Below are 23,306 nucleotides of genomic sequence, written 5' to 3' on the forward strand. Positions count from 1 at the left end.
GAGCGGCATCCAGCGGATGAGGTGAGCCTCCGTTCACCAGGCCTGATACAGGGGCCATCATCCGCAAGGGTGATGGCCCTCTTGCTTTTCAAGGGGATGTTCAGTGGAGCGTATCAACGATCTTGAAAGTACGGTCACCGGCGCTCAACCAGCGTTCTCGGGCCGTTCCTACGGAACGGCCCCGCGTGAAGTCGAAGGGACAGTTCACTAGATGAAGCTCGAAGTCTGGAAGTTCGGCGGCGCGTCGCTCGCGGATGGACGTGCCATCCAGAAGGCCGCGGCGCAGATCGCGGCCCACCGTGGACCGCTCGTGGTGGTGGCGTCAGCACTCGCCGGCGTCACCGACCTGCTGCTGCAGGCCACGCCCACCGCTGGGAAGACTTTTCGCCGCAAGCACCATCAGGCGGCGCTGGCCGTGCTTGGCCGCGGGCCTTCGCTACGGGCGATCCTGCAAAAAGTGGACGCCTCGGCGCAGGAGTACCGCGACGTCTGCGCCGCGGTTGACGTGCTGGGCTACCTGCCGCCGCGGGTGCAGGACATGCTGGTGGCCCGTGGCGAGCGGATGTCGGCGCAGTTGCTGGCCGCCGCGATCGCCCGCCTCAAGCGCCGCGCCGTCTACGTTGACGCCCTCGACGTGGTGAGCACCGACGATGAACATGGCGGCGCCACGCCGAAGCTGGACGAGACCCGCACGCGCGCGCGGAAGGTGCTCTCCCCCCTCATCGCGGCCAACACCATCGTGGTCGTGCCCGGTTACATCGGCCGCGCGACCGACGGCAGCCTGACCACGCTGGGCCGCGGCGGCTCGGACCTCACGGCGACGCTGCTGGCCCGGTCGCTGGGCGCGCGCCAGGTGGTGTTGTGGAAGGACGTGCCGGGCATTCTCACCGCGGATCCGCGGATGGTCCCGGACGCGCGGCTCATCCCGCAACTGCACCATCGCGAGGCCGCCGAAGTGGCGCACTACGGCGCCAAGGTGCTGCACCCGCGCGCGCTCATCCCCATTGCCGGCACCACCATCGCGCTGCACGTGCGCTCGTTCATTCACCCCGAACTGCCGGGCACCGAAGTGTCGGCGCGGCAGGCGCTCAAGGGCTATCCGGTCAAGGCGCTCGCGATGCTTCCCGCGCAGGCGGTGATCACGGTGGCCGGCAAGGGCATGGTCGGCGTGCACGGCATTGCCGCGCGGACGTTCACCGCGGTGGACGCGGAGGGCCTGTCGGTTTCGACCATCTTCCAGGCGTCGTCCGAAAGCTCGATTGGCTTCACCGTGCCAGAGTCGCAGGCCGACCGCGCGGTGCGCCGGTTGCGGCAGGCGTTCAAGCACGAGCTCGAGCAGGGCTTGATCGACGGGGTCACGGCGCGTCCGCACATGTCGGTGGTCGCGGTGGTTGGTGACGGCATGGTCGGCACGCCGGGCATCTCGGCGCGGGTGTTCGCGGCCCTCGAGAGCGGCGGCATCAACGTGGTGGCCATCGCCCAGGGTTCGTCGGAGCTTAACATCTCGTTCGTGGTGGCGAGCGCCGATGCGGCCGAGGCCGCGCGCCGCGTGCACGCGGCGTTTCAGCTGTCGAAGATTGGCGGCGGGCGGCCGCTCACCAAGCCGCACACCGATGTCGTCCTGCTGGGCTTCGGCCGCGTCGGCCGTGCGCTGTCCGATCAGATCGCGACGAAGACGGCCGGCGACATCCGGATTGTCGGGCTGCTCGACCGCTCCGGCTACGTGTTCGACTCGCGCGGCTTGTCCCGCACGCGGCTGCTGCGCCTGGCCCGCGACAAGGACGCCGGCGCCCTGCTGGCGTCGCTCGGCGGCCACCAGGCGTCGGCGGCAGAGGCGCTGTCGGTGATGGCGGCCCACGCCGTCTCGCACCCGGTGATCGTGGATGTGACCAGCGACGACACCGGCCCCCTCCTGCAGACCGCGATCGACCGCGGCTTCGACGTGGTGCTCGCCAACAAGAAGCCGCTCGCCGGATCGCGCGAGGCCTACGACCGGCTCGTCACCGCCTCCGCCCAATCAGGCCGGCGCGTCCGATTCGAGGCAACGGTCGGCGCCGGGCTGCCCATCATCGACACCTTCCGCAAGCTCGATGAGACCGGCGACCGCGTCCTCCACATCGAGGGCTGCGTCAGCGGCACCTTGATGTTCGTGCTGTCGGAGGTGTCGGCGGGCCGGCCGTTTTCGGAGGCGGTCCGCGAGGCCATGGATCGCGGCTATGCGGAGCCGGATCCGCGCGACGACCTGTCGGGCCGCGATGCGGCGCGCAAGGGGCTCATCCTCGCGCGCATGCTCGGCTATCGCGGGGACGCGCCGGTGCCGGACGACCTGGTGCCGCGGCCGTACGCGGCACTCTCGCTCAAGGCGTTCCTCGACCGCCTCCCCGCGCTCGATGCGGCGTGGAAGGCGCGGGTGGCGTCAGAGGCCGCAAAGGGCCGGGTATTGCGATATGTCGTGTCGGCCACGGCGCGGAAGGTGACGGCCGGACTCATGGCAGTGGCGGCCTCGAGCCCGATGGGCGCGGCCGGCGGCACGCGCAACCTGATCACGTTCCACTCGCGGCGATATCAGCGCGAGCCGCTGGTGATCAGCGGACCGGGCGCCGGCGCGGATGTGACCGCGGCAGGCATCCTCAACGACATCTACTCGCTCGGCACGCCATGACCACCGACGCCATGCTCCGCCTGATCCTGACCAGCCGCGTCTACGACGTGGCCAGGGCGACGCCGCTCGATCCGGCCCGGCGGCTGTCGCAGCGCACCGGCAACCACGTGTTCCTGAAGCGGGAGGACCAGCAGCCCATCTTCACTTACAAGCTGCGCGGCGCCTACAACCGCATGGCGCACTTGACCGACGCCGAGCGCACGCGCGGCGTGATTGCGGCCAGCGCCGGCAACCACGCCCAGGGCGTGGCGTTCTCGGCGCGGCACCTGGGCACCAGCGCGCTGATCGTGATGCCCCAGACCACGCCCGAGATCAAGGTCAACGCGGTGCGCGATCTCGGGGCGGAGGTGGAGCTGGCCGGCGACACCTACGCGGACGCTTCGGCACGCTGCGAGGCACTGGCGGCCGCCACCGGCCGCGTCCCGATCCCCGCTTTCGACGACCCGTTGGTGATCGCCGGACAGGGCACGATCGGCATGGAGATTCTCGGCCACGGCTCGCGCGACGTGGCCGCGATCTTCGTTCCCGTGGGCGGCGGCGGGCTGATCGCCGGCATTGCCAGCTATGTGAAGGCGGTGCGGCCCGACATCAGGATCGTGGGCGTGGAACCGTACGAAGCCGACGCGATGTACCGATCGCTCGAGGCGGGCAAGCGCGTCGCACTGGATCGCGTGGGCATCTTTGCCGACGGGGTCGCGGTCCGCGAAGTCGGCGCGCTCACCTTCCCCATCGTGCAGGCGCATGTCGACGAGATCGTGCGCGTCACCAACGACGAGATCTGCGGCGCCATCAAGGACGTCTTCGACGACACCCGCTCGCTGATGGAGCCCGCCGGGGCGCTGTCGGTGGCCGGCCTGCAATCCTGGGTCGCGCGAACCGGGACCACCGGGCAAGGCTTGGTCGCCGTGTTGAGCGGCGCCAACATGAACTTCGATCGCCTGCGCTTCGTGGCCGAACGGGCCGATGCCGGAGAGGCGCGCGAGGCGCTGTTCGGCGTCACCATTCCGGAGCGGCCGGGCGCCTTCCACGAATTCTGCGCCACGCTCGGCCGGCGGGTCGTCACCGAATTCAATTACCGCCTGAGCGGCCGCGACGAGGCCCACATTTTCGTCGGCATTGCGACGCCGTCACGCCAGGCCGCCATCGAGCTGGCGGCCCGGCTCGAGGGCCAGGGCTATCGCACCGTGGACCTGACGGACGACGAAGTGGCGACGCTGCACATCCGCTACATGGTGGGCGGACGATCGGCCGACGTGGCCAACGAGCGGTTGTATCGCTTCGAGTTTCCCGAGCGCCCGGGCGCGCTGATGGAGTTCCTGGAACGGCTCGGCGGCCGCTGGAACATCAGCCTGTTCCACTACCGCAACCACGGGTCCGACTTCGGCCGCGTGCTCGCCGGCTTCGAGGTGCCCGCGGACGACGCCGAGGCCTTCGCGCAGTTCCTGCGCACACTCGGCTACTTCCATCAACGCGAGGAGACCAACAGGGCGTATGACTTGTTTCTCGCGCGGCCTGGAGGCCTGTCCGCTACTGCCACTCACCCGGGATGACGAACCCGACCCGGCGCGTGGCGTGAGGGTCCGGCTGAAGCCGGACGCTACATTCCGAGCGACGCCTGGAAGTCGGCGAACGACTTCTGGATGCGGTGCAGGAACGCGGTCTCGAAGTCGATGCCCTCGCCGAGATCGCGCAGCAGGTTGGCCACGGCGGCCCCGCCGGCTTCGTCGAGCAGCCGTCGCGCGGCCAGCGCGCTGGCCGCATAGGCGACCTGGGCTTCCGCGCCGCTCAACTTGCTGAACGCTCCTGACAGGACCGTGAGCGACGGCACGCTCGCCGCCTTGCTGACCCGGTCTTCCGCCCAGCCCAGGCTGTCGCTCTCGAGCACCGACGCGAGGCCTTCGTTCAGCCACGTCGGCAGGTTGCGCGTGGCCAGCGATCGAATCAGCGCGTGGGCAAACTCGTGGGCCAGCACCCGGTCGAGGTCCTCGCCCTGTTCGATCGCACCGCGCATCGGCACGCGGATGGTGCCGTCGAAGGCGCCGGCGGCCCACTGCGGCGACCGCGTGATGTCGCGGAACTGCTCGCCGCTGTAGAGCACCACCGGCACGGTCTTGGTCGGGAACGTCCCGAACACATCCGAGATGCGCCAGAACGCGCGGTCGAGTGACTCGAGTGCCCTGGCCGCCAGGGCCGCGTCTTCCGGGCCTTCGAACCTCACCGTGAAGTGATCGCCAACGGTGAGCCGCATCCGCTCGTGCAGATCGAACTCCCGCTTCCATCGCTCCAGGGTGTCGCGCACGCCGGCGTCATCCGGGACCTCGGTCGCCACCTGCTCGTAGAGCCGGATGGCTTCCTGGATGTCACCCTGCCGCTTGGCCACCTGCGCCAGTTGCGCGCGGGCGCGCGTCAGCGTCGGCGACAGCGCCAGCGCCTGTTCAAGGGATGCCTTGGCGTCGGCGTCGCGGCGAAGCACGAACGCCGCGGTGCCGAGGCCCATGTGGAGCCGGGCATTCTTGGGATCGAGGGTGATGGCCTCACGGAACGCCTGCTCGGCGGCCGCGGCCTTGCCGGCAGTGAGCGCGCTCCAGGCCTCCTGCTCGAGCATCGCCGCCTTCGGGCTGGTTTGCGCCATGGCTGACGACTGGACCGAAAGGACCAGAAGGATCGCCAAGGCCAGACGGGGCGCGGTCACGAGGTGATTATAGACAGACGGGCCTCCCGGGAGCATCTACACATCAAGCCCGATCATCCGCATCAATTCCAGCGCGTTGCTGTGGGTAATGATGCCGTCCCGCAGCTTGTAATCGAAGCGCATCTGGCCGTCTTCCACGTGATCCTGCAGATGGACGTTGCGGACCTCGCCGGGGATGAGCGCGGCAATCTCGGTCAGCGCCAGGTCGTGGGTCGTGACCATGCCGATGGCCCGGCGGGCGACCATCATCCGCACCAGCCCTTCCGCCGCGGTGCGCCGGTCCTTTGAGTTGGTGCCGCTCAGCAGCTCGTCGAACAGGAACAGCACCGGCAGGGAGCCTTCGAGCAGGTTGCACACCTGGCGGATCCGCAGCACCTCGGTGAAGAAGCCCGAACGCCCCTCGAGCAGCGAGTCGGTGTGCCGCAAACAGGTGCCAAGGCCGAGCGGCGTAATTCGCACCCGCTCGGCGCGCACCGGCGCACCGGCCAGCGCCAGCACGGCGTTCAAGCCCATGGTGCGCATCAGGGTGCTCTTCCCGGACATGTTCGAGCCGCTCACGATCAGCACGCGATCGTCGCGGCCGAGCGTCACGGTGTTGCGAACGGCCGTGTGCGTGGGCAGCAACGGATGCGCCACCTCCACCGCCTCGTAGATCGCGCCGTCGGCGTGCTCGATGATCTCGGGGAACGGATCCGCGGGGTGTTCGAAGGAATAGCCCGCCAGTGACAGCAGCGCTTCCATCTCGCCCACCACGTCAACCCAGTCGCGCAGGCGGGAGCCATGGCGCGCCTTCCACGCTTCGGCGCTGAACGCCACTTGCACCGTGAACAGCAGCGGGATCTCGAGCAGCCGCGCAAACACGTTGTGCCGCGAATCAACCCAGTCGGAGACGCGCGCCAGCCGCGCAATACCGCGCGACGCCGAATCGGCAGGCGAGCCGCCCGTGAGGCGGGCCACCAGCCCGGCGAGCGCCGGGTCTGCGAACGACGCGCCCTCGATTTCGGCAATCACCTTCGACAGCACATCGAGGCCCGCCGACATCGTCGCCGACGACAATCCCTCCACGACGGCCTCCGACCGCTTCATCAACCACCACAGCAGGGCGAGGTTGACCACCGCCAGGATCGCCAGCGGAAACGCCCGGCCGCCCATCAGCGCGTTGACCACGGCGGCGGCGAACGCCAGCGCCGCGAGCAGCACGATCGGCCTGACCGCGCGAGCGACCGCCGGCGGCGCCTCGGCCCACTCAATCAGGCGCTCCGGCATCAGCCGTCGCCGGTGATCCGCGTTGACCACCGCGATGCGCTCCCGCAGATCGGTCTGAGGCCGCAGCCCCGCTACGCGCGCCTGCCGCGCCCGAATTTCGGCAGGTTCGGCAGGCACCGAGAGCCAGGCCGCCAGGCGGTCCTCCCCCATCGGCGTGCGCGCGCCCGACAGCAGTTGAAAGAGGCTGCCGGCGCCGAACACGTCGAGGTCGTCGGCGTACGGGTGATCGCCGTTGCGGAAGCGCTCACCAGCCTGGCCAATCCGCGTCCAGCGGTCTTCGACCCGCGCGATGCCGTCGGCGTAGAACGTGACGGCGGCCTGCGCGCGCGCCAGCGCCCGCATCACCAGCTCGTGCCAGATCGAGAGCGCGATGAAGCTGGCGACGGCGGCGGCGTAGAAGGCGGAATGGGAGACGCCGTTGAGGGTCACCGCCCAGTAGGCGAGCACGGCGATGAAGATCGCGACCTTGGCGTTACCGAGTCGGACGTGTGCGCGCGTGCGGGCGGCGACGACCTGCTCGCGCTCGGCCTTGCGGTGGGTGTAGTCGTCGAGGGGCGTCACGGGCACGCCCCATCATGACAGGGGCGCGCGGCGGAGGCCAAGTGATGGCCTCCGCGCGGTCAGGCGGTTATCTGGTGCGGATGACTAGCGGGTCTGTCAGTGACACTTTCAACTGGCGTCCGGAGGCGAGGCGAATCTCGTCGCCGTCAGTCGCGAGCACCACCGCGGTGCCGCCGCCGGCGCCGACGGCCGTGCCGATGGCCGCGCCCTTCTTGCCGCCGGTGATCGCGCCGATCACCGCGCCGGCCGCGGCGCCGATGCCAATCTTCAGGGCATCATCTTTCTTGGTGCCTTCGGCCACGTAGTAGAGCGGCTTGGTGGAGATGTCGTAGGTCACTGACCCCACCGAGACACGGTCGAACCGCAGCCCGAGTTCGGCGCGACCCTTGATCTTGCCCGACTCCTTGGCGCCGGTCACGTGACCGGTCAGCGTGCTGCCGCTCGGGATTGCGGTGACCTCGTCGATCACGACAGGCGAATCGAGCGTGCCGCGCACCGCGTCTTCGGCGTGGCTGGTGTCCGAGGCGAGCGACGTCTCGAGCGTGACGTCGAGCACGGTGTTTTCGGGAATGGTGATGGTGCGCACGCGTGCCGGGGCCGGGTCGGCCTTCGCGGTCACGCGCGTCACTTCCTTGATGCTGGTCCGCGCCACTTGCGTGGTGGTCTCGGGCCGCTCGCCGGTGAGCGTCACCGCCTCGGGATTGACCTTGGCAATCTTTCCGCGCACGAGGGTGCCGTCCTGGGTCACCACGGTGACCTCGGTTCCGGTCGGAATTTCCTCAATGGCTTCCGCGCGAGTGTTGCACGCCAGCACGAGCCCGCTCGACAAGACGCAGGCGGCCAGCGCGACGAGAGATATCTGTGCTTTCATGAATTGCCTCGCTGGCTTACGTAGCAAGCGTCGTGCCGATGTTGCCCGGCCGGAACCCGCGCCCGTGAGAAACGGCAGGACCGAATCTGGGTAACGGATGACTCAGAGTCTGGCAGCGCATGACTTAAAAGACGGCACTCACCCGTCGATATGCGCGGATACCCTCGCGAATCGAGTTCCAAGGCATTCGTACTGGTAAACTCAGCCCTTTCTGGAGGCCTTCCGATGATGGTTTTGCGCAGCCGGCTTCGGCTCGTGTTCGCTTGTTTGTCCCTGTGCGCCCTGGCCTACGCCGGGCACTTCGACACCGTGATGGCCTCCGCGGCGGCGCAAGCGCCGGCGGTTGATCCGTCGCTGCTCGACGCCTATCGCTGGCGCGGCATCGGCCCCAATCGCGGCGGCCGCTCGATTGCGGTCTCAGGCGTGAAGGGAAGGCCGCTCGAGGCCTACTTCGGCGCGGTGGGCGGCGGCCTCTGGAAGACCACCGACGCCGGCAACAACTGGGCGCCGGTCACCGATGGCCAGATCACCAGTGCCTCGGTCGGCGCCGTCGCCGTCTCCGACTCCAATCCCGACACCGTCTTCATCGGCATGGGCGAGTCGTGCATCCGCGGCAACATCATGCCGGGTGACGGCGTCTACAAGTCGGTCGACGGCGGCCAGAAGTGGACCAACGTCGGCTTCCGGAACTCCGACGCCATCTCCAAGATCCGCATCCACCCGACCAACCCCGACATCGTCTACGTCGCGAGCTTCGGCCTCTACTACGGCCCCAGTGAAGAACGCGGCGTGTTCAAGAGCAGCGACGGCGGCAAGACGTGGAAGCGCACGCTGTTCAAGGACGCCAGGACCGGCGCCGTGGACCTGGCCATCGACACCCGAAACCCCAACGTGATGTTCGCGGCCATGTGGGAGGCGTACCGCATCGAGTACCAGATGTCGAGCGGCGGCCCGGGCAGCGGCCTCTACAAGTCCACCGACGGCGGCGAGACCTGGACCGAGATCACCCGCAACCCGGGCATGCCCACCGGCATGGTTGGCCGCATTGGCGTGGCGCTGACCGCGGCGGATTCCAACCGCGTTTACGCGCTGATCGAAAACGAGAACGGCGGCCTGTTCGTGTCGGACGACGCCGGCGCGTCGTGGCAGCTGACCAACCCGTCGCGCACCATTCGCCAGCGCGCCTTCTACTACACGCACGTGTTCGGCGACCCGGGCAACAAGGACGTGGTCTACATGCAGAACACGTCGCTGTTCCGATCCACCGACGGCGGCAAGACCACCGTACAGGTGGGTCAGGGCACGCACGGCGACCATCACGACCTGTGGGTCGATCCCGACAACGCCAACCACGTGATCGACGGCAACGACGGCGGCGGCGCCATCACCTTCAACGTCAACACGCGGGTGCCGAACTGGAGCGACCAGGACTTCCCGACCGCGCAGTGGTACCACGTCATCACCACGGCGCACCTGCCCTTCCACGTCTGCGGCTCGCAGCAGGACAACAGCACGCTGTGCGTGCCGAGCAACACCAACGCCGGCGGCGGCGGTTTCGGCGGCAACCCGCCGGTGGCGCCCTATCAGGCCGGCGGCGGCGAGCCCGGCTACATTGCGCCGCATGCCACCGACCCCGACGTGTTCTTCGGCGGCACCAACAACGGCTCGTTCCTGACCCGGCTGAACCGCCGCACCGGCGAGTTCAAGGAAGTGGGCGCCTACCCGCGCTTCTTCTCCGGCGAGCCGTCGAAAGACGTCAAGGAACGCTGGCAGTGGACCTACCCGATCATCTTTTCGTACGTGGATCCCAATACCCTGTACACCAGTTCGCAGCGGATCTGGAAGTCCACCAACGGCGGCGATACCTGGGTGGCGATCAGCGGCGACCTCACCCGCCACGACCCGAAGACCATGGGGGACTCGGGCGGCCCGATCACGCACGACATGAACAGCCCTGAGATCTACGGGACGGTGTTCTCGATCGGCCCCGGCAAGAAGGACATCAACGTGATGTGGGCCGGCTCCGACGACGGCCTGATCCAGGTGACGCGCGACCACGGGAAGACGTGGACCAACGTGACGCCCACCGACATGCCCGACCTCGGCCGCGTCAGCCAGATCGACGGCTCGTCGTTCGACAACGGCACCGCCTACGTGGCCGTGAAGAAGCAGCTGCTCGGCGATCGCTCGCCCTACATCTTCCGCACGCGCGACTACGGCAAGACCTGGACGAAGATCGTCAACGGCATTCCGGCCAACGACTACGCGCACACGGTGCGCGAGGATCCGATGCGCCGCGGGATGCTGTATGCGGGCACGCAGCACGGCGTCTACATCTCGTACAACGACGGCGAGCAGTGGCTGAAGTTCAGCAACGGCCTGCCCGACGTGCCGGTGGCCGACCTGATCGTGGAAGACAACGCGCTCGCCATCGGCACCCACGGCCGCAGTTTCTACGTGATGGACGACATCGCCGCGCTGCGGCAATTCGGCCTCGCCCCGGTCTCGGACGTGACGGTGTTCAAGCCGGCCAACGCCACGCGCGGCCTCGACCGGCCGATCGTGACCTACTACCTGAAGACGCAGCCCAAGGCGCTGACCATCGACTTCCTCGACGCGAAGGGCCAGGTCGTGCGCTCGGTCAACGGCGTGCCGCCGCGGCCGGCCGGCGAGGCGCCCGCTGGCGGCGGCGGTGGTGGCGGGTTTGGCGGACCGCAGGGCGCGCCGATGGCGGCCGGCATGAACCGCTTCACGTGGGACCTGAACTCAACCGGCGTGGTCACGTTCCCCGGCATGATCCTGTGGGGCGCCACCCAGAACGGTCCCGCCGTGCTCCCGGGCAGCTACCAGGTGCGCCTCACCGCCGACGGCGTGACGCAGACGCAGCCGTTCGCCGTGCTGAAGCACCCGCTCCGTCCCGTCAGCGACGCCGACCTGCAGTTCCAGTGGGACCTGGCGAGCCGCATTCGCGACAAGGTCAACGAGGCCAACCTCGCGGTGGTGAAGGTTCGTCGCATCAAGACCGACATCGCCGATCGCATCAAGGACGCGCCGGCGGAGGTCCGCAGCGCCGGCGAGCAGTTGGCCAAGGCGCTGTCCACGGTGGAAGAAGACGTCTACCAGGTGAAGAACCAAAGCGGACAGGATCCGCTGAACTTCCCGATCAAGACCAACAACCGGCTGGCCTCGCTCCTGCGCGTGGCGGTGTCGGGTGAAGGCCGGCCCACTGGCAACGTGGAGCCGATCTTTGCCGACCTGATAGCTGAACTGAAAGGTGAAACCGACCGGCTCGACAAGACGCTGACCGATCAGCTGCCGGCGTTCAACAACATGCTGGTGCGCATCAAGAAGGCGCCGATCAGCGAGAAGTAAGCCGCGTTACGCTGGTACGGGCCTGGTCGATCCGACTCGACGGGCCCGGACTGGCATGCCGTCTGCACCGGTCGTGGATCGGCCCCATGAACCTGCACCTTCGGCGGCTTATACCGGCGTCGTTGGTCCTGGCGCTCACACTATTAGGGAGCGCCGGTTCGATATCGGCGCGTTCGGCGCCCGCCCCTGACTTCGAGCGCGTGCTCTCCCGGGCCAGCGCCGCCGGCCCTCCGGCCTATCGCGCGTTCCGCCGCCTCGACGCCGGTAACCCCGGCTCCAATCGGCTGGGCTGGCTTGAAGCCTGGACCGAACTGATTCCGCCGGGCACCTTCCGTTACGAGGTCACGGCCGAAGGTGGCAGCGAATACATCCGCAATAAGGTGCTGCGAGGCATGCTCAACGGTGAGCTGAAGCTGATCGCTGATGGCTACCCCACGCGCGCGCCGCTGATCGGCGCCAACTACACGTTTGCCGACGGCGGCATCGTGGATGCCGGGCTTCAACGCATCCTGCTGACGCCCCTGCGCAAGGCCCACGGCATCGTCCGGGGAGCCGTGGTAATCGATCCGGCGGACGGGCGGATGGTCAGGATCGAGGGCCGGTTGGTGAAGAACCCGTCGTTCTGGATCCGCAATACGGATGTGGTGTGGAAATACGGGCGGGTCGGCGATGCCGTGGTACCGGTGGAAGTGTCGTCAACCGCGAACGTGCGGCTGTTCGGCGCCTCGACTTTTCGAATGACCTACGACTACGTGATGATTGGTGGCCGGCCCGTGGGCGGCCGAGTGGCGGAGAAGTAGCGTTACTCGAGCAGGCGCCGCAGCAGCCCCACCAGCGCCCGCTGCTCTTCCCGCGACAGCCGCGCCAGCGTCGGCGGCGGCGCCGTCATCCGCTCGAGCAGTGCCGCCCGCAGCCTCGCCCCCAGCGGCGTGAGGCTGAGCACCTTGACCCGCCGATCCTCGTCGGACGGACGCCGCTGCAGCAACCCGCGCGACTCCAGCCGATCGACCAGCCCGGTCACGTTCGAGGCGTCGCACGACAGCGCGCCCGCCAGCTGCCCCATCGGCATCGGCCGATCGGGCTCGATCAGGTTGAGCAGGTGGCACTGCGCGGGAGACAACTCGAGCTCGGCGGCGAGGGGCGGCAGGTTGGACCGCTGCGTGAAGGAAAAGCGCACCAGGAGCTGCCACGCCTCGCACGCCTGCGGGCCCTTGGGCTTCGCGCACATCGGCGCCAGTATAGTTCATTACCTCAATAGTTGACATCATCAAGTATTGCGCGTAACGTCGGAATCATGGCTACCTATCGACTGATCGCCCTCGACGACACCGTGGTCTTCCCCGGCATGCCGGTCACCCTGTCCGTGGATCCGGGCGCCGACACGCACGTGCTGCTGCTGCCGCGGCGCGGCCGCGACTACGCCAAGGTCGGCGTCGTCGCCGAGGTCTCCGAGCGCGTCAAGCTCGGCGGCCGCCGGTTCGCCGTGTCGCTGATGGGTCTCCACCGCGCGGTGCCTGGCGCGGCCACTACCGGCGCGGATGGCAGTCTGCGGGTGGACGTGACCGAGCTTTCCGATACCCCCGCGCCCGCCAGTCTCACCCACGATCTCGAGAGCGAATATCGCGCCGTGGTCGAGGAACTGCTGCAGTTGCGCGGCGACGACGGGCGCATCAGCGCGTTCCTGCGTTCGATTACCGATGCCGGCGCGCTGGCTGACACGGCGGGCTACTCGCCGGACCTCAGCGTGGACCAGAAGATCGACCTGCTCGAGACGCTCGACATCGTCGAGCGGCTGACGCTGGCCGTACGCCTCCAGAAGGAACGGCTGACCGACCTGCAGCTGCGCAAGCGGATCCGTGACGACGTCGATTCTGGCGCCCAGAAGCAGCAGCGCGAGTACTTCCTGAACAAGCAGATGGACGCGATCCGCAAGGAGCTCGGCCACGACGAAGCCTCGGTCGCCGACGAGTACCGCAAGAAGATTGCCGCCGCGGCGATGCCCGAGAAGATCCAGCAGCAGGCGGAACGCGAGCTGTCGCGATTTGAACGGATGGGCGACTCGAATGCCGAAGCGTCGATGATCCGCACCTACCTCGACTGGCTGCTGGCCGTGCCATGGGCGAAGCGATCGGAAGAGCGCCTCGACCCGGCCTACGCCCGCCAGGTGCTCGACGCCGACCATGCCGGCCTGGACGACGTCAAGACGCGCATCACCGAGTACCTCGCGGTGCGTAAGCTCCGCGCCGAACGCGGGTTGTCGGATGACAAGCGCTCGGGCGCCATCCTGACGCTGGTCGGCCCTCCGGGCACCGGCAAGACCTCGATCGGTGAATCGATCGCGCGGGCCACCGGCCGCCAGTTCGTCCGGATGTCGCTCGGCGGCGTCCGCGACGAGGCGGAGATTCGCGGCCACCGGCGCACCTACATCGGCGCGCTGCCCGGACGCCTCGTCCGCGCGCTGCGCGATGCCGGCACCATGAACCCGGTGATCATGCTCGACGAGGTGGACAAGCTCGGCGCCGACTGGCGCGGGGACCCCTCGGCCGCGCTGCTCGAAGTGCTCGACCCGGCGCAGAACCACGCGTTCGGCGATCACTATCTCGACGTCGAGATTGACCTTTCGCACGTGCTGTTCATCGCCACGGCCAACGTGGCTGACCGGATCCCCGGTCCGCTGCTCGACCGCATGGAGGTGATCCAGTTCGACGGCTACACCATCGACGAGAAGGTCGCGATTGCCCGCGGTTATCTGTGGCCGCGGCAGGTCGAGCGCAACGGCCTCGTCCCGGACGACGTGACGACCACGGACGAAGTGCTCCGGCTCGTCGTGAGCGAGTACACGCGCGAGGCCGGCGTCCGTCAGCTCGAGCGCGAGATCGGGACGCTGTTGCGCAAGACGGCCGCGTCGGTGGCGACCGCCACCGCGGCCAAGCCGGTGGTGATCGACGAGGCGGCGGTGCGACAGGCGCTGGGTCGCCAGAAGGTCTTCCACGAAGTGGCGGCGCGCACGGCGACACCGGGTGTCGCGACCGGCCTGGCCGTCACGGGCGTGGGCGGCGACGTGCTGTTCGTCGAGGCGGCCTCGATGGCCGGCTCGGGCGGCCTCGTGCTCACCGGCCAGTTGGGCGACGTAATGAAGGAGTCGGCACGCATCGCGCTGACCTACGTGCGAAGCCACGCCGCGCCGCTGGGCATCCCCGATGACGCCTTCGCCGGCAAGGAGTTCCACCTCCACGTGCCGGCCGGCGCCGTGCCGAAAGACGGCCCCAGCGCGGGCGTCACGATGGTAACCGCGCTTGCTTCGCTGCTGACCGGCCGATCGGTCAAGAGCACGATTGGCATGACCGGCGAGGTCACGCTCCAGGGCCGCGTGTTGCCAATCGGCGGCCTGAAACAGAAGGTGCTGGCGGCGCACGCGGCGGGGCTCACCGAAGTGATTCTGCCCGAACGCAACGCGCCCGACCTGGACGACGTCCCGGCCGACGTGCGCGAGCACATGCGCTTCCACGCGGTAAGCACGATCGACGAGGTGCTGGCCCTGGCGCTCGAGCCGGAGGTGTTGGCGAAGGCCGCCTGAGGTTGGGCTAGACTGGGGTCCGCCAACATCAAGGGGACCCCAGATGGCCATCACGGTAACCGTCAACGGCACGATCCAGACGCTCGACGTCGAGCCGGAGATGCCCCTCCTGTGGGCGCTTCGCGAGACGCTCGGACTCACCGGCACCAAGTACGGCTGCGGCATCTCCGCCTGCGGGGCGTGCACCGTCCACCTGGACGGCCGTCCGGTGCGTTCGTGCGTGCTGCCCGTCTCCGCCGCCAACGGCAAGAGCGTGACGACCATTGAAGGGCTGGCGCAGGCCGGCACGCTCCACAAGGTGCAGCAGGCCTGGCTCGCGCATCAGGTGCCGCAGTGCGGCTACTGCCAGTCGGGCCTGATCATGGCCGCCGCGGCGCTGCTGGAAAAGACGCCGAACCCCACTGACGACGAGATCGACGAGGGCCTGACGAACATCTGCCGGTGCGGCACGTTCGCCCGCGTGCGCGCCGCCATCCACGCCGCCGCGCAGAACGAAGGAGCGGGGTCGTGAACAAGTGGACCAGGCGCGCCTTTATTGGCGCCGGCACCGTCGCGGGCGGGGGCTTCCTGCTCGGCGTCGCCGGCTTCACGTTTGCCCCGAGCCGGCACTCCCTCGTCTCCGCCGATGCCGCTGAGAGGGGTCAGCTCACCACCTGGATCACCATCACGCCCGACAACTTCGTCACCATCCTGATCCCGCACTGCGAGATGGGACAGGGCACGCCGACGGCGCTGGCGATGATGGCGGCCGAGGAACTGGAAGCGGACTGGTCGCTGGTCCGCGTGCAGGAGGCGCCGGCGCTGGACGAGTACGCCAACGGCTACATCATCCGCGCCATGGGCGGCGGCTATGTGCCTGCCGTGCTTGGGCGCGGTGTGGACTACGGCGCCTACAAGTTGACTGAGTGGATCGGCCTGATGGTGACGGGCGGTTCCACGGCGGTCAGGGGCACCGGCGAATGGGGCATGCGCGTGGCCGGGGGCGCCGCGAAGGAGATGCTGCTGGCCGCCGCGGCCCAGCAGTGGGGCGTGCCCGCCTCCGAGTGCGCGGCCAAGGGGTCGCGCGTCACCCACGCGGCATCCGGTCGTGGCAGCACGTTCGGTGAGCTCGCCCGCTCGGCGGCCACGCAGTCGGTACCAACCAGCCCCGCTCTCAAGGACCCGGGCACCTTCACCATCCGCCGCACCTCGGTGCCGCGGCGGGATCTCCCGTCCAAGGTGGATGGCAGCGCGAAGTACGCGATCGACTTCACCACGCCTGGCATGCTCTACGCCGCGGTCGAGATCGCACCGGTCCAGGGCGGCAAGCTGGTGTCGGTGGACACCACGCCGGCGGAGTCGATGCCGGGCGTGAAGAAGGTGGTGAAGCTGGACGAAGCGGTGGCGGTTGTCGCCGACAGCTTCTGGCGCGCGCGCCGCGCGCTGGCGGCGCTGAAGCCGGAGTTCAGTGACGCCGGGCACGGCGACGTCTCCACGGCGTCCATTTTCGCGGCGTTCGACAAGGCGCTCGGAGCGCCTCCTGAGGTGCCGAAAGGCGCGGCCAAGGTCGTGACGGCGGATTACCGCGCGCCGTTCCTGGCGCACGCGACGATGGAGCCCATGGTCTGCACGGTGAAGGTCGAAGGCGACCACGCCGAGGTGTGGACCGGCGTGCAGGATCCCCTCAACGCGCGCTCGGTCGCCGCCAAGGCGCTCGGCATCGACGTCGAGAATGTGCGGCTCACGAACTTTTTGCTGGGCGGCGGCTTCGGCCGGCGCCTGCCGTTCACGTTCGACTACGTGGATCTGGCGGCGCGCGTGGCAAAGGCGGTCTCCCCCACCGCGGTCAAGACCATCTGGACGCGCGAGAACGACACCCGGCATGACTACTACCGTCCGGCGGCGATGTCACGCCACGCCGGCGCGCTGGACGCCAACGGCGTGCCGCTGGCCGCGCACTCGAACTACACGGGTGGCGGCAACAGCGAAGCGGTCTTCATGCCCTACGCGATTGCCGAGAAGGACACCGACGAGAAGAAGGCCGATCACCCGATCCGGCTTGGGCAGTGGCGATCGGTGCTCAACTCGCAGCACGGGTTCTTCAAGGAGTCGTTCATCGACGAGATGGCGATCGCGGCCGGCAAGGACCCGTTCGAATTCCGGCGCGGCCTGCTCGGCGAGCAACCGCGCTTCAAGGCGGCGCTCGAGAAGGCGGCGGCCATGTCCGGCTGGGGCACGCCGCTCCCGCCTGGTGAAGGACGCGGCATTGCCATCTGCGAGAGCTTCGGTTCCATCGCCGCCGAAGTGGTGCACGTGGCGGTGTCCCCCGAAGGCAAGCTCAAGGTGCTGAACGTCTACGCGGCCGTGGACTGCGGCGACGTGGTCAACATCGACAGCGCCACCGCGCAGGTGGAGGGCGGCATCATCTACGCGTTGTCGGCGGCGCTGCTGAGCGAGATCAACATTGCCCAGGGCCGGATCGTGGAGACGAACTTCCGCGACTACCCGATGATTCACATCGCCGATGCGCCGAAGGTCACGACGGCGTTCATCCGGTCCGATGCCGCGCTCGGCGGCCTCGGCGAGCCACCGGTGCCGCCACTGGCGCCGGCGCTCGCGAATGCGATCCACGCCGCCACCGGTATCCGGGTCCGGGAGCTGCCGATCAGGAAAACGCCGTTGAAGCTCTGAGTCTCTGTGGCTAGAACCGGAACAGCCGCGTCATCTTGACGACGAAGGCGCGGTTCTTCAGGGTGAACCGGCCGGCTCGGGGATCGAGCGGGTTGGTGTCTTGCTCGTCCGTCCACACCACGAAGAACTCGCTGCCCGGACGGTATTCCCACCGGAACCGGACGTTGCTGCTGAAGGTCTTGTCGTTCGAGCTGTACTGCAGGAGCGCGCTGGCGAACATGCGCGGCGAGAAGCCGTAGTCGGTGCGGGCGCCGAACTGGCGCGTGGTGAAGCTGCCGGTCGGCAGCTCCACGCGGTTGAGCGTCACGCGGGGCTCCACCGACAACTGCTTCAGGATCGAGATGCGTCCCTGTGAGAACGTCAGCGCCTTGATCGTCCCGCTGTAGTACTCGCCGAGCTGCAGCCCGACGTTGCCCGACACGCGGCGCTGCTGGCCCATGTTGTAGGAAATGGTGACATCGTTGTAGTGATACCCGCCGTGCGGAATGGTCACACCCGACGCCGGCGAGAACGGCGCCAGCAACAGATCGTAGTTGGCGTTGGCCTCGATGTTGACCGTGTCGCTGTTGTCGAGTTCGGCATTGAAGCGGCCGGTCTGCTGCCGCGACTCGACGGCGCCGCCGCCATTCTCGAAATACTCGAGGCTGCCCTCGAAGGTGAACTTGCGGACCGCGCGCAGCCGCCGTGGACGGGGGCTGAACCGCCCCGACGCGAACGATCGCGTGAAGTTCGTCCGCCGCAGGAAGCCGACCTCCGGATTGAAGTCCTTCCCCACCTTCAGCACGCTGGCGCTCACGCCGTAGCGGTCCGGCACCCAGTCGAACTTGCCCTGGAAGCTCGCGGCGTCCCCCGTGAGGCCCGTGGTCTCGGTGCGGGCGTAGTAGCCGGTCACGGCGACGTTCTGGTAGAAGCCGAAGGCCGAGTCCACGCCGAAGGCCTGGTTGCTACCGCCGGCCGTCGCGCTCGACTGGTTGCGGTTGGTGAACATGGCGCCGATGGTGCTGCGCCGCAGGATGTCGCGCTTCACGCGCAGCACGGTGAAGTTGGTGGCCGGTGACCCGGACACGCTGTCATCGCCGGCCTGGATGTTCATCACGCCGACGCCGAAGGCGCCGACCTTGCCGGTGAGCCGCCCGCCGACGTCGATGGGGACGACGCGGCCGCGGTTGAGGCCGATGCGCCGACTGTAGAACATGTAGGGCTGGTCGCTGCTGCCGCCGCCACCGCCGCCCGACCCGGAGCCGCCGCGCGCGAAGTCGAACAGGCCGCGCCCCTCGAGAAAGAAGTCGCGCTTCTCTGGCAGGAACAGGTTGAACCGCGTCAGGTTGACCTGCTGCTCATCGATTTCCACCTGCGCGAAGTCGGTGTTCACGGTGAGGTCGGCGGTCAGGTTCGCGGTGATGCCGTACTTCAGGTCGCCCCCGAACTCGCCGTCCTTGTCGTTCGACACCGGCGGCTGCTGCAGCCGATCGGTGGAGCTGCGGCCGAGCGTGTAGGGCTTGAACTCCAGGTTGCGGCCGGCCGGCGGCAGGTCGAGGCCCACCACGGTGCCGAATGCCGACACGCGGTTGAGCGCCATCGGCCCCGCCATGTTGCGGGGCACCGGCGTCCAGTAGGTCCACTCGTTCTTGCGGCGGACCGAGCGGCGGAACTGGATGCCCCACACCTGGTCCGAGCCGGAGGTGTAGCGCAGCGACTTGAATGGGAACACCATCTCGATGGTCCAGCCGCCATCGAAACGGCCAGTCTTCGCGGTCCAGACCGGATTCCAGTCGGTGTTCGGCGCGCCTTCGTCGACGACCGAATAATCGGAGAAGCCGCCGATCGGGTTGGCGTAAAACATGTAGCCACTGCGGCGATCGTTGAAGGTGTCGAACCCGACGCCGAAGTGATCGTTCTGCCGCATCTGGTTGGTGTCGCGGCGCAGCTCGTTGGCAATCCACTTCTCCGGTGGCGCCGTGTCCCAGCACCTCGCCGAAACGTAGATGTTGTCGCGGTCGAACGACACCCAGATCTCGGTCCTCTCAGATGCTGGCTGGCCGTAAAGCGGCGCCACCTGCAACAGACCGCCGAACCCGGGCGCGGTGCGATAGAACGCTTCGTCCAATTGGCCGTCAAGGCGCAGCGGTTCGGTGAGCTTGATGGCCCGGATCGTCGCCCGGCCGTCGGCGGCCCGTACCATGGCGTTCGGCTGGTCTGGCGCAGCCGCGCCATCCCCCCCGAGGGTGGCTGGCGACTGCTGCGCGAAGGCGGGATGAGTCTGGAAAAGGAGGACGGCGAACGCTAACAGGAAACGCACTTATGGTTATTCTTTGCTCCGAGCTTTTCCAGGAGGGCGATGGTCTCGGGATAGGGTTGCACGCGCTGCACTGCGCCATTGGCCATGTCGACGGTCGTTCTCCCCTCGCGATCGACGGCCATGACGTTGGCGCCTTTCGACACCAGGTAGAGAATCATTTCGTTGTCGCCGCGCGCCGCCGCATGGTGCAGCGCGGTGTTGCCTTCGTGGTCGGCGGCGTTGACGTCGGCACCGAGTTCTTCCACCAGGTATTTGACGGCGGCCAGCATGCCGCTGGGCGCGAAGCGGTGTGAGTTGGCGGCGAAGCCTTCGCCGTAGCCGACGCCCGCCGTGGCGTGAAGCGGCGTGACCGACGGACCGCCGATGGGCACCGCGGGCAGCCCCGACACGTCCTTCACTTCGCGCTCGACCGCATCGCCGAAACGCGGCCGCCCGGCCGGTTTGATGGTGGGCACGTTCGGATCGGCGCCGGCCGCCACCAGCATCTTCATCGCCGCGATATCGCTGGCGTAGGCGGCGCGCCAGAACACGCTGGCACCAATCTCATCGACGCCCGACAGGTCGAAGCTGTAGCCGGAATACCAGACCTTCATCTTCAAGCGCGCGTTGGCGTCGGCGCCCTTGTCGATCAGGCTCTTCATCAAGTCGAGATAGCCGGTCTTCTGCTGCATGTGCGCGCGCGGCTGCGGATAGAGCGCCTTCGGCGCCCATTCCACGTTCAGCACGCCGTAGAGCGGCGTGACGCCGTTGACGCTGGCGAGACTGGGGTTCGCGCCCCGGTCCAGCAGCTGCTGCGCCAGGTCGAAGTGGCCGTTGATCACCGCCATCAGCAGCGGGCTGGTCTTGTCGCCGGCCGACACCTGGTTGACGTCGGCGCCGGACTTGAGCAGCGCCGAGGTCGAATCCAGGTAGCCCTGGCGAACGGCAAACAGCAACGGGGTCAGGCCGCCGTGGGCGTTGATCAACTCGTTGAGCTGGTAGTTACGGTCCACGCCAGGCATGGGCGGGCGGCGGGCGCCTCCCGCGGCGGGCGGCGCACCGCCAGGCGGCGGCGCGCCGGGCACCTGCGGGTTGCCGCCGAAGCCCAGGCCTTCGCGGCTCAGGTTGGCGAGGTCCGACACCTTGCTGGCGGCCTTGAGATCGGCGCCCTTCGAGGCGAGATAGCTGATGACGTCGGCGCGGTTCGAAGCCGCGGCATACATCAGCGGCGTCTGCGAGCGCACGCCGTCCGGGGCGTTGACATCGGCGCCGGCGTCCACCAGCGCCTTCACCGCGTCCACGTTGCCCGAGGCGGCGGCCACCATCAGCGGCGAGGTGCCGTTGGGGGTGCCGGCCTTGACGTCGCTCCCGGCCTTGATCAGGGCCTCGATGACCGGTCCGTGGCCCCGCTGGCTGGCGAGGAACAGCGGCGTGTAGGCGCCGAGGCGCGTGGTGGCGCGGACGTTGGCGCCGGCGAACACGAGCATCTGCGCCAGCTCGAGGTCGCCGTTCATCGCCGCCCAGTGCAGCGCCGTCATGCCGTCGCCCTGCGCAGCGTTGACGTCGGCCGCCGACTTCAATAGCGCCTTCACGGCGATCTTGTCACCGCGAGCGGCCGCCTCCGCAACCGGAGCATCTGCAGTTGCTTCGGCGGGCCCCGCCGAAGCGGCTTCGCCGCGAAGGCGGGCGTCAGCCACCGGCGCCGTGCCTGCTGCCGATAGCAGCGCCGACAAGCCCACAGCCATCACACCAGCGACGAACGTTCCGCGAATCACTTTGCGCATATGCGTATCCCTGTCACTGTCACGAACGTTAACCACTGAGGACACGGAGGACACCGAGCTGCGTCCTCTGTGTCCTCTGTGGCCAATGTTATTCAGCAGCCGCGGTCGTCGCCGGAACTGTATTCAAGTCGTAGGCCGCCGTGCTGTCGCCGAACGTCTTGAAGTCGTCCATGCCCAGCAGGTGCGTCACCGACAACATCACGTTGGCCATCGGCGTGCCGTCGGCCGCCTTCAGGTGCAGGCCGCCCTTGAGCGCGCCGCCGGCGTGGCCGGCGAGGAACAGCGGGCAGCGCTTGTGGTTGTGGACGTTCGAGTTGCCCATCGGCGAGCCGTAGACCACCAGCGTGTTGTCCAGCAGGTTGCCTTCCCCGTCGGGAGTGTTCTTCAGCTTCGACAGGAAATACGGAAGCATGCTGATGTGGTACTTGTTGATCTTGGCGAAGTCGGTGATGCGCTCGTCGCGGTCCTGGTGGTGCGACGCCGAGTGGAACGCCGCCTTGTAGCCGCTGTCCGGATAGACGCGGTTGGAGGCATCGCGGCCCATCTTGAAGGCGAACACCCGCGTGGTGTCCGACGCGAACGCCAGCGCCTGCAGGTCGAACATCAGCTTGACGTGCTGCTCGAACGAGTCGGGCACGCCGACGGGGGCGCCGGGCAGCTCGCGCTGCTCGCCGGTGCTGTTGGCGGCCTCGATCTGCTGGATGCGGCGCTCGATCTCGCGCACGTCCTCCAGGTAGTCGGCCAGGCGCGCCTTATCCGCGGCGCCGAGGTTCTTGTTGAGCCGAGACACGGCCGTACCCAGCCAGTCGAGGATGCTCTTGTCTTCCCCGCGCCGTTCCTGGCGCTCCGCCGGCGTGGCGCCGACGCCGAACAGCAGGTCGAACACGGTGCGCGGGTCGCGGACCATCGGCAGCGGCTGGTTGGGCGCTGCCCAGCTGATCGAGTCGGTGTAGGTGCACGAGTAGCCATACGAGCAGCCGCCCGCCTGATCCACGTTCTCGATGCACAGCTGCATCGACGGGATCGCGGTGGTCTGGCCGTTGCGCTGCGCGTAGTACTGGTCCAGCGAGGTGCCGACGAAGACGTCCGAGCCCTGCGTCTGCTTGGGGTGCATCTGCGTCAGGAACACCGCGCTCGAGCGGAAGTGGTCGCCGCCGATTTCCGGCGCCGTGAACGCCTCGGCGTTGCGGACGTCGGTGTTGCTGATGATGGTGATGTCGTTGCGGAACGGCTCGAGCGGCGCCAGGCTGCTCGGCGACAGGTCGAAGTCGCGGCCGACTGCGGCCGGCGCCCACAGGTTCTTCTTGATGCCGAACGCCGTGCTGCCGGCGGAGCCGTGCACCATTTCAATGGCCGCCAGGCGGACCTTGCCCCTCGCCTGCGCGAAGGTGGCCCGGGCCGGGATCATGGCTTCGAGGAACGGCAGGGCCATGGTGACGCCGACGCCCTTGAGCGCCGTACGGCGGGAAATGTGCTTCTGCGTGATGTACATCGTCTTCTGCTCCTACGGCTGCGTTATCCGGCTAAAGCCGGATGCTACATCTAACTACTGCTGCCCAACTGCAATGTGGCG

At 68.2% G+C, this 23,306-nt stretch carries 14 protein-coding genes; 7 read left to right on the plus strand and 7 right to left on the minus strand.

Annotated elements, in window-relative coordinates; genetic code table 11:
- Window positions 1–211: 211 nt before the first annotated feature.
- Together WC815_04410 and ilvA are read left to right on the plus strand one after the other, a co-directional pair.
- Window positions 212–2,662: an aspartate kinase gene (locus WC815_04410; protein ID MFA5908001.1), complete on the plus strand. Its 2,451-nt coding sequence runs from the start codon at window positions 212–214 to the stop codon at window positions 2,660–2,662.
- Entirely contained in the window at window positions 2,659–4,212 is a 1,554-nt protein-coding gene (gene ilvA, locus WC815_04415) for a threonine ammonia-lyase, biosynthetic (protein MFA5908002.1), read from the plus strand. Before WC815_04410 ends, ilvA begins: the two co-directional genes overlap by 4 nt.
- A gap of 47 nt (window positions 4,213–4,259) precedes the next feature.
- Here ilvA and WC815_04420 read toward each other — a convergent pair whose 3' ends face one another.
- The 3 genes from WC815_04420 to WC815_04430 all read right to left on the minus strand — a co-directional run bounded on the left by WC815_04420 (window position 4,260) and on the right by WC815_04430 (window position 8,052).
- A complete protein-coding gene (locus WC815_04420) occupies window positions 4,260–5,354 on the minus strand; it encodes a tetratricopeptide repeat protein (protein MFA5908003.1) in 1,095 nt (364 codons plus the stop codon).
- A 36-nt stretch (window positions 5,355–5,390) separates the two neighbouring features.
- Entirely contained in the window at window positions 5,391–7,187 is a 1,797-nt protein-coding gene (locus WC815_04425; GenBank protein ID MFA5908004.1) for a hypothetical protein, read from the minus strand.
- A gap of 61 nt (window positions 7,188–7,248) precedes the next feature.
- Complete coding sequence (locus WC815_04430) at window positions 7,249–8,052, minus strand: hypothetical protein (GenBank protein MFA5908005.1); 804 nt, start codon at window positions 8,050–8,052, stop codon at window positions 7,249–7,251.
- A 267-nt stretch (window positions 8,053–8,319) separates the two neighbouring features.
- Between WC815_04430 and WC815_04435 the strand changes: the two genes are divergently transcribed.
- Both WC815_04435 and WC815_04440 read left to right on the plus strand, forming a co-directional pair.
- Window positions 8,320–11,424 carry a hypothetical protein gene (locus WC815_04435; protein MFA5908006.1) on the plus strand — a complete coding sequence of 1,035 codons (3,105 nt, stop codon included), beginning with the start codon at window positions 8,320–8,322 and terminating at the stop codon, window positions 11,422–11,424.
- A gap of 86 nt (window positions 11,425–11,510) precedes the next feature.
- Window positions 11,511–12,224: a hypothetical protein gene (locus WC815_04440; protein MFA5908007.1), complete on the plus strand. Its 714-nt coding sequence runs from the start codon at window positions 11,511–11,513 to the stop codon at window positions 12,222–12,224.
- 2 nt (window positions 12,225–12,226) lie between these two features.
- On the opposite strand, the gene WC815_04445 is transcribed toward WC815_04440, so the two are convergent.
- Complete coding sequence (locus WC815_04445; GenBank protein ID MFA5908008.1) at window positions 12,227–12,652, minus strand: MarR family transcriptional regulator; 426 nt, start codon at window positions 12,650–12,652, stop codon at window positions 12,227–12,229.
- A 66-nt stretch (window positions 12,653–12,718) separates the two neighbouring features.
- Here WC815_04445 and lon point away from each other — a divergent pair, with 66 nt between their 5' ends.
- The 3 genes from lon to WC815_04460 are packed head-to-tail and all read left to right on the plus strand — an operon-like array spanning window position 12,719 to window position 17,671.
- Window positions 12,719–15,001, plus strand: a complete 2,283-nt coding sequence (lon, locus tag WC815_04450) for an endopeptidase La (protein ID MFA5908009.1) — start codon at window positions 12,719–12,721, stop codon at window positions 14,999–15,001.
- A 43-nt stretch (window positions 15,002–15,044) separates the two neighbouring features.
- The gene (locus WC815_04455) at window positions 15,045–15,512 is read left to right on the plus strand and encodes a (2Fe-2S)-binding protein (protein MFA5908010.1); all 468 of its coding nucleotides are present in this window, start codon (window positions 15,045–15,047) and stop codon (window positions 15,510–15,512) included.
- Complete coding sequence (locus WC815_04460; GenBank protein ID MFA5908011.1) at window positions 15,509–17,671, plus strand: molybdopterin cofactor-binding domain-containing protein; 2,163 nt, start codon at window positions 15,509–15,511, stop codon at window positions 17,669–17,671. The genes WC815_04455 and WC815_04460 overlap by 4 nt, the downstream gene beginning before the upstream one ends.
- A gap of 10 nt (window positions 17,672–17,681) precedes the next feature.
- Here WC815_04460 and WC815_04465 read toward each other — a convergent pair whose 3' ends face one another.
- The 3 genes from WC815_04465 to WC815_04475 all read right to left on the minus strand — a co-directional run bounded on the left by WC815_04465 (window position 17,682) and on the right by WC815_04475 (window position 23,225).
- Entirely contained in the window at window positions 17,682–19,970 is a 2,289-nt protein-coding gene (locus tag WC815_04465; GenBank protein MFA5908012.1) for a DUF5916 domain-containing protein, read from the minus strand.
- Window positions 19,955–21,733: an ankyrin repeat domain-containing protein gene (locus WC815_04470; protein MFA5908013.1), complete on the minus strand. Its 1,779-nt coding sequence runs from the start codon at window positions 21,731–21,733 to the stop codon at window positions 19,955–19,957. The genes WC815_04465 and WC815_04470 overlap by 16 nt, the downstream gene beginning before the upstream one ends.
- Before the next feature lie 88 nt (window positions 21,734–21,821).
- Window positions 21,822–23,225, minus strand: coding sequence for a DUF1552 domain-containing protein (locus WC815_04475; GenBank protein ID MFA5908014.1), 1,404 nt, complete (start codon window positions 23,223–23,225; stop codon window positions 21,822–21,824).
- Window positions 23,226–23,306 lie beyond the last annotated feature (81 nt).

The sequence above is a fragment of the Vicinamibacterales bacterium genome, assembly GCA_041659285.1.
Lineage (GTDB): Bacteria > Acidobacteriota > Vicinamibacteria > Vicinamibacterales > UBA2999 > 12-FULL-67-14b.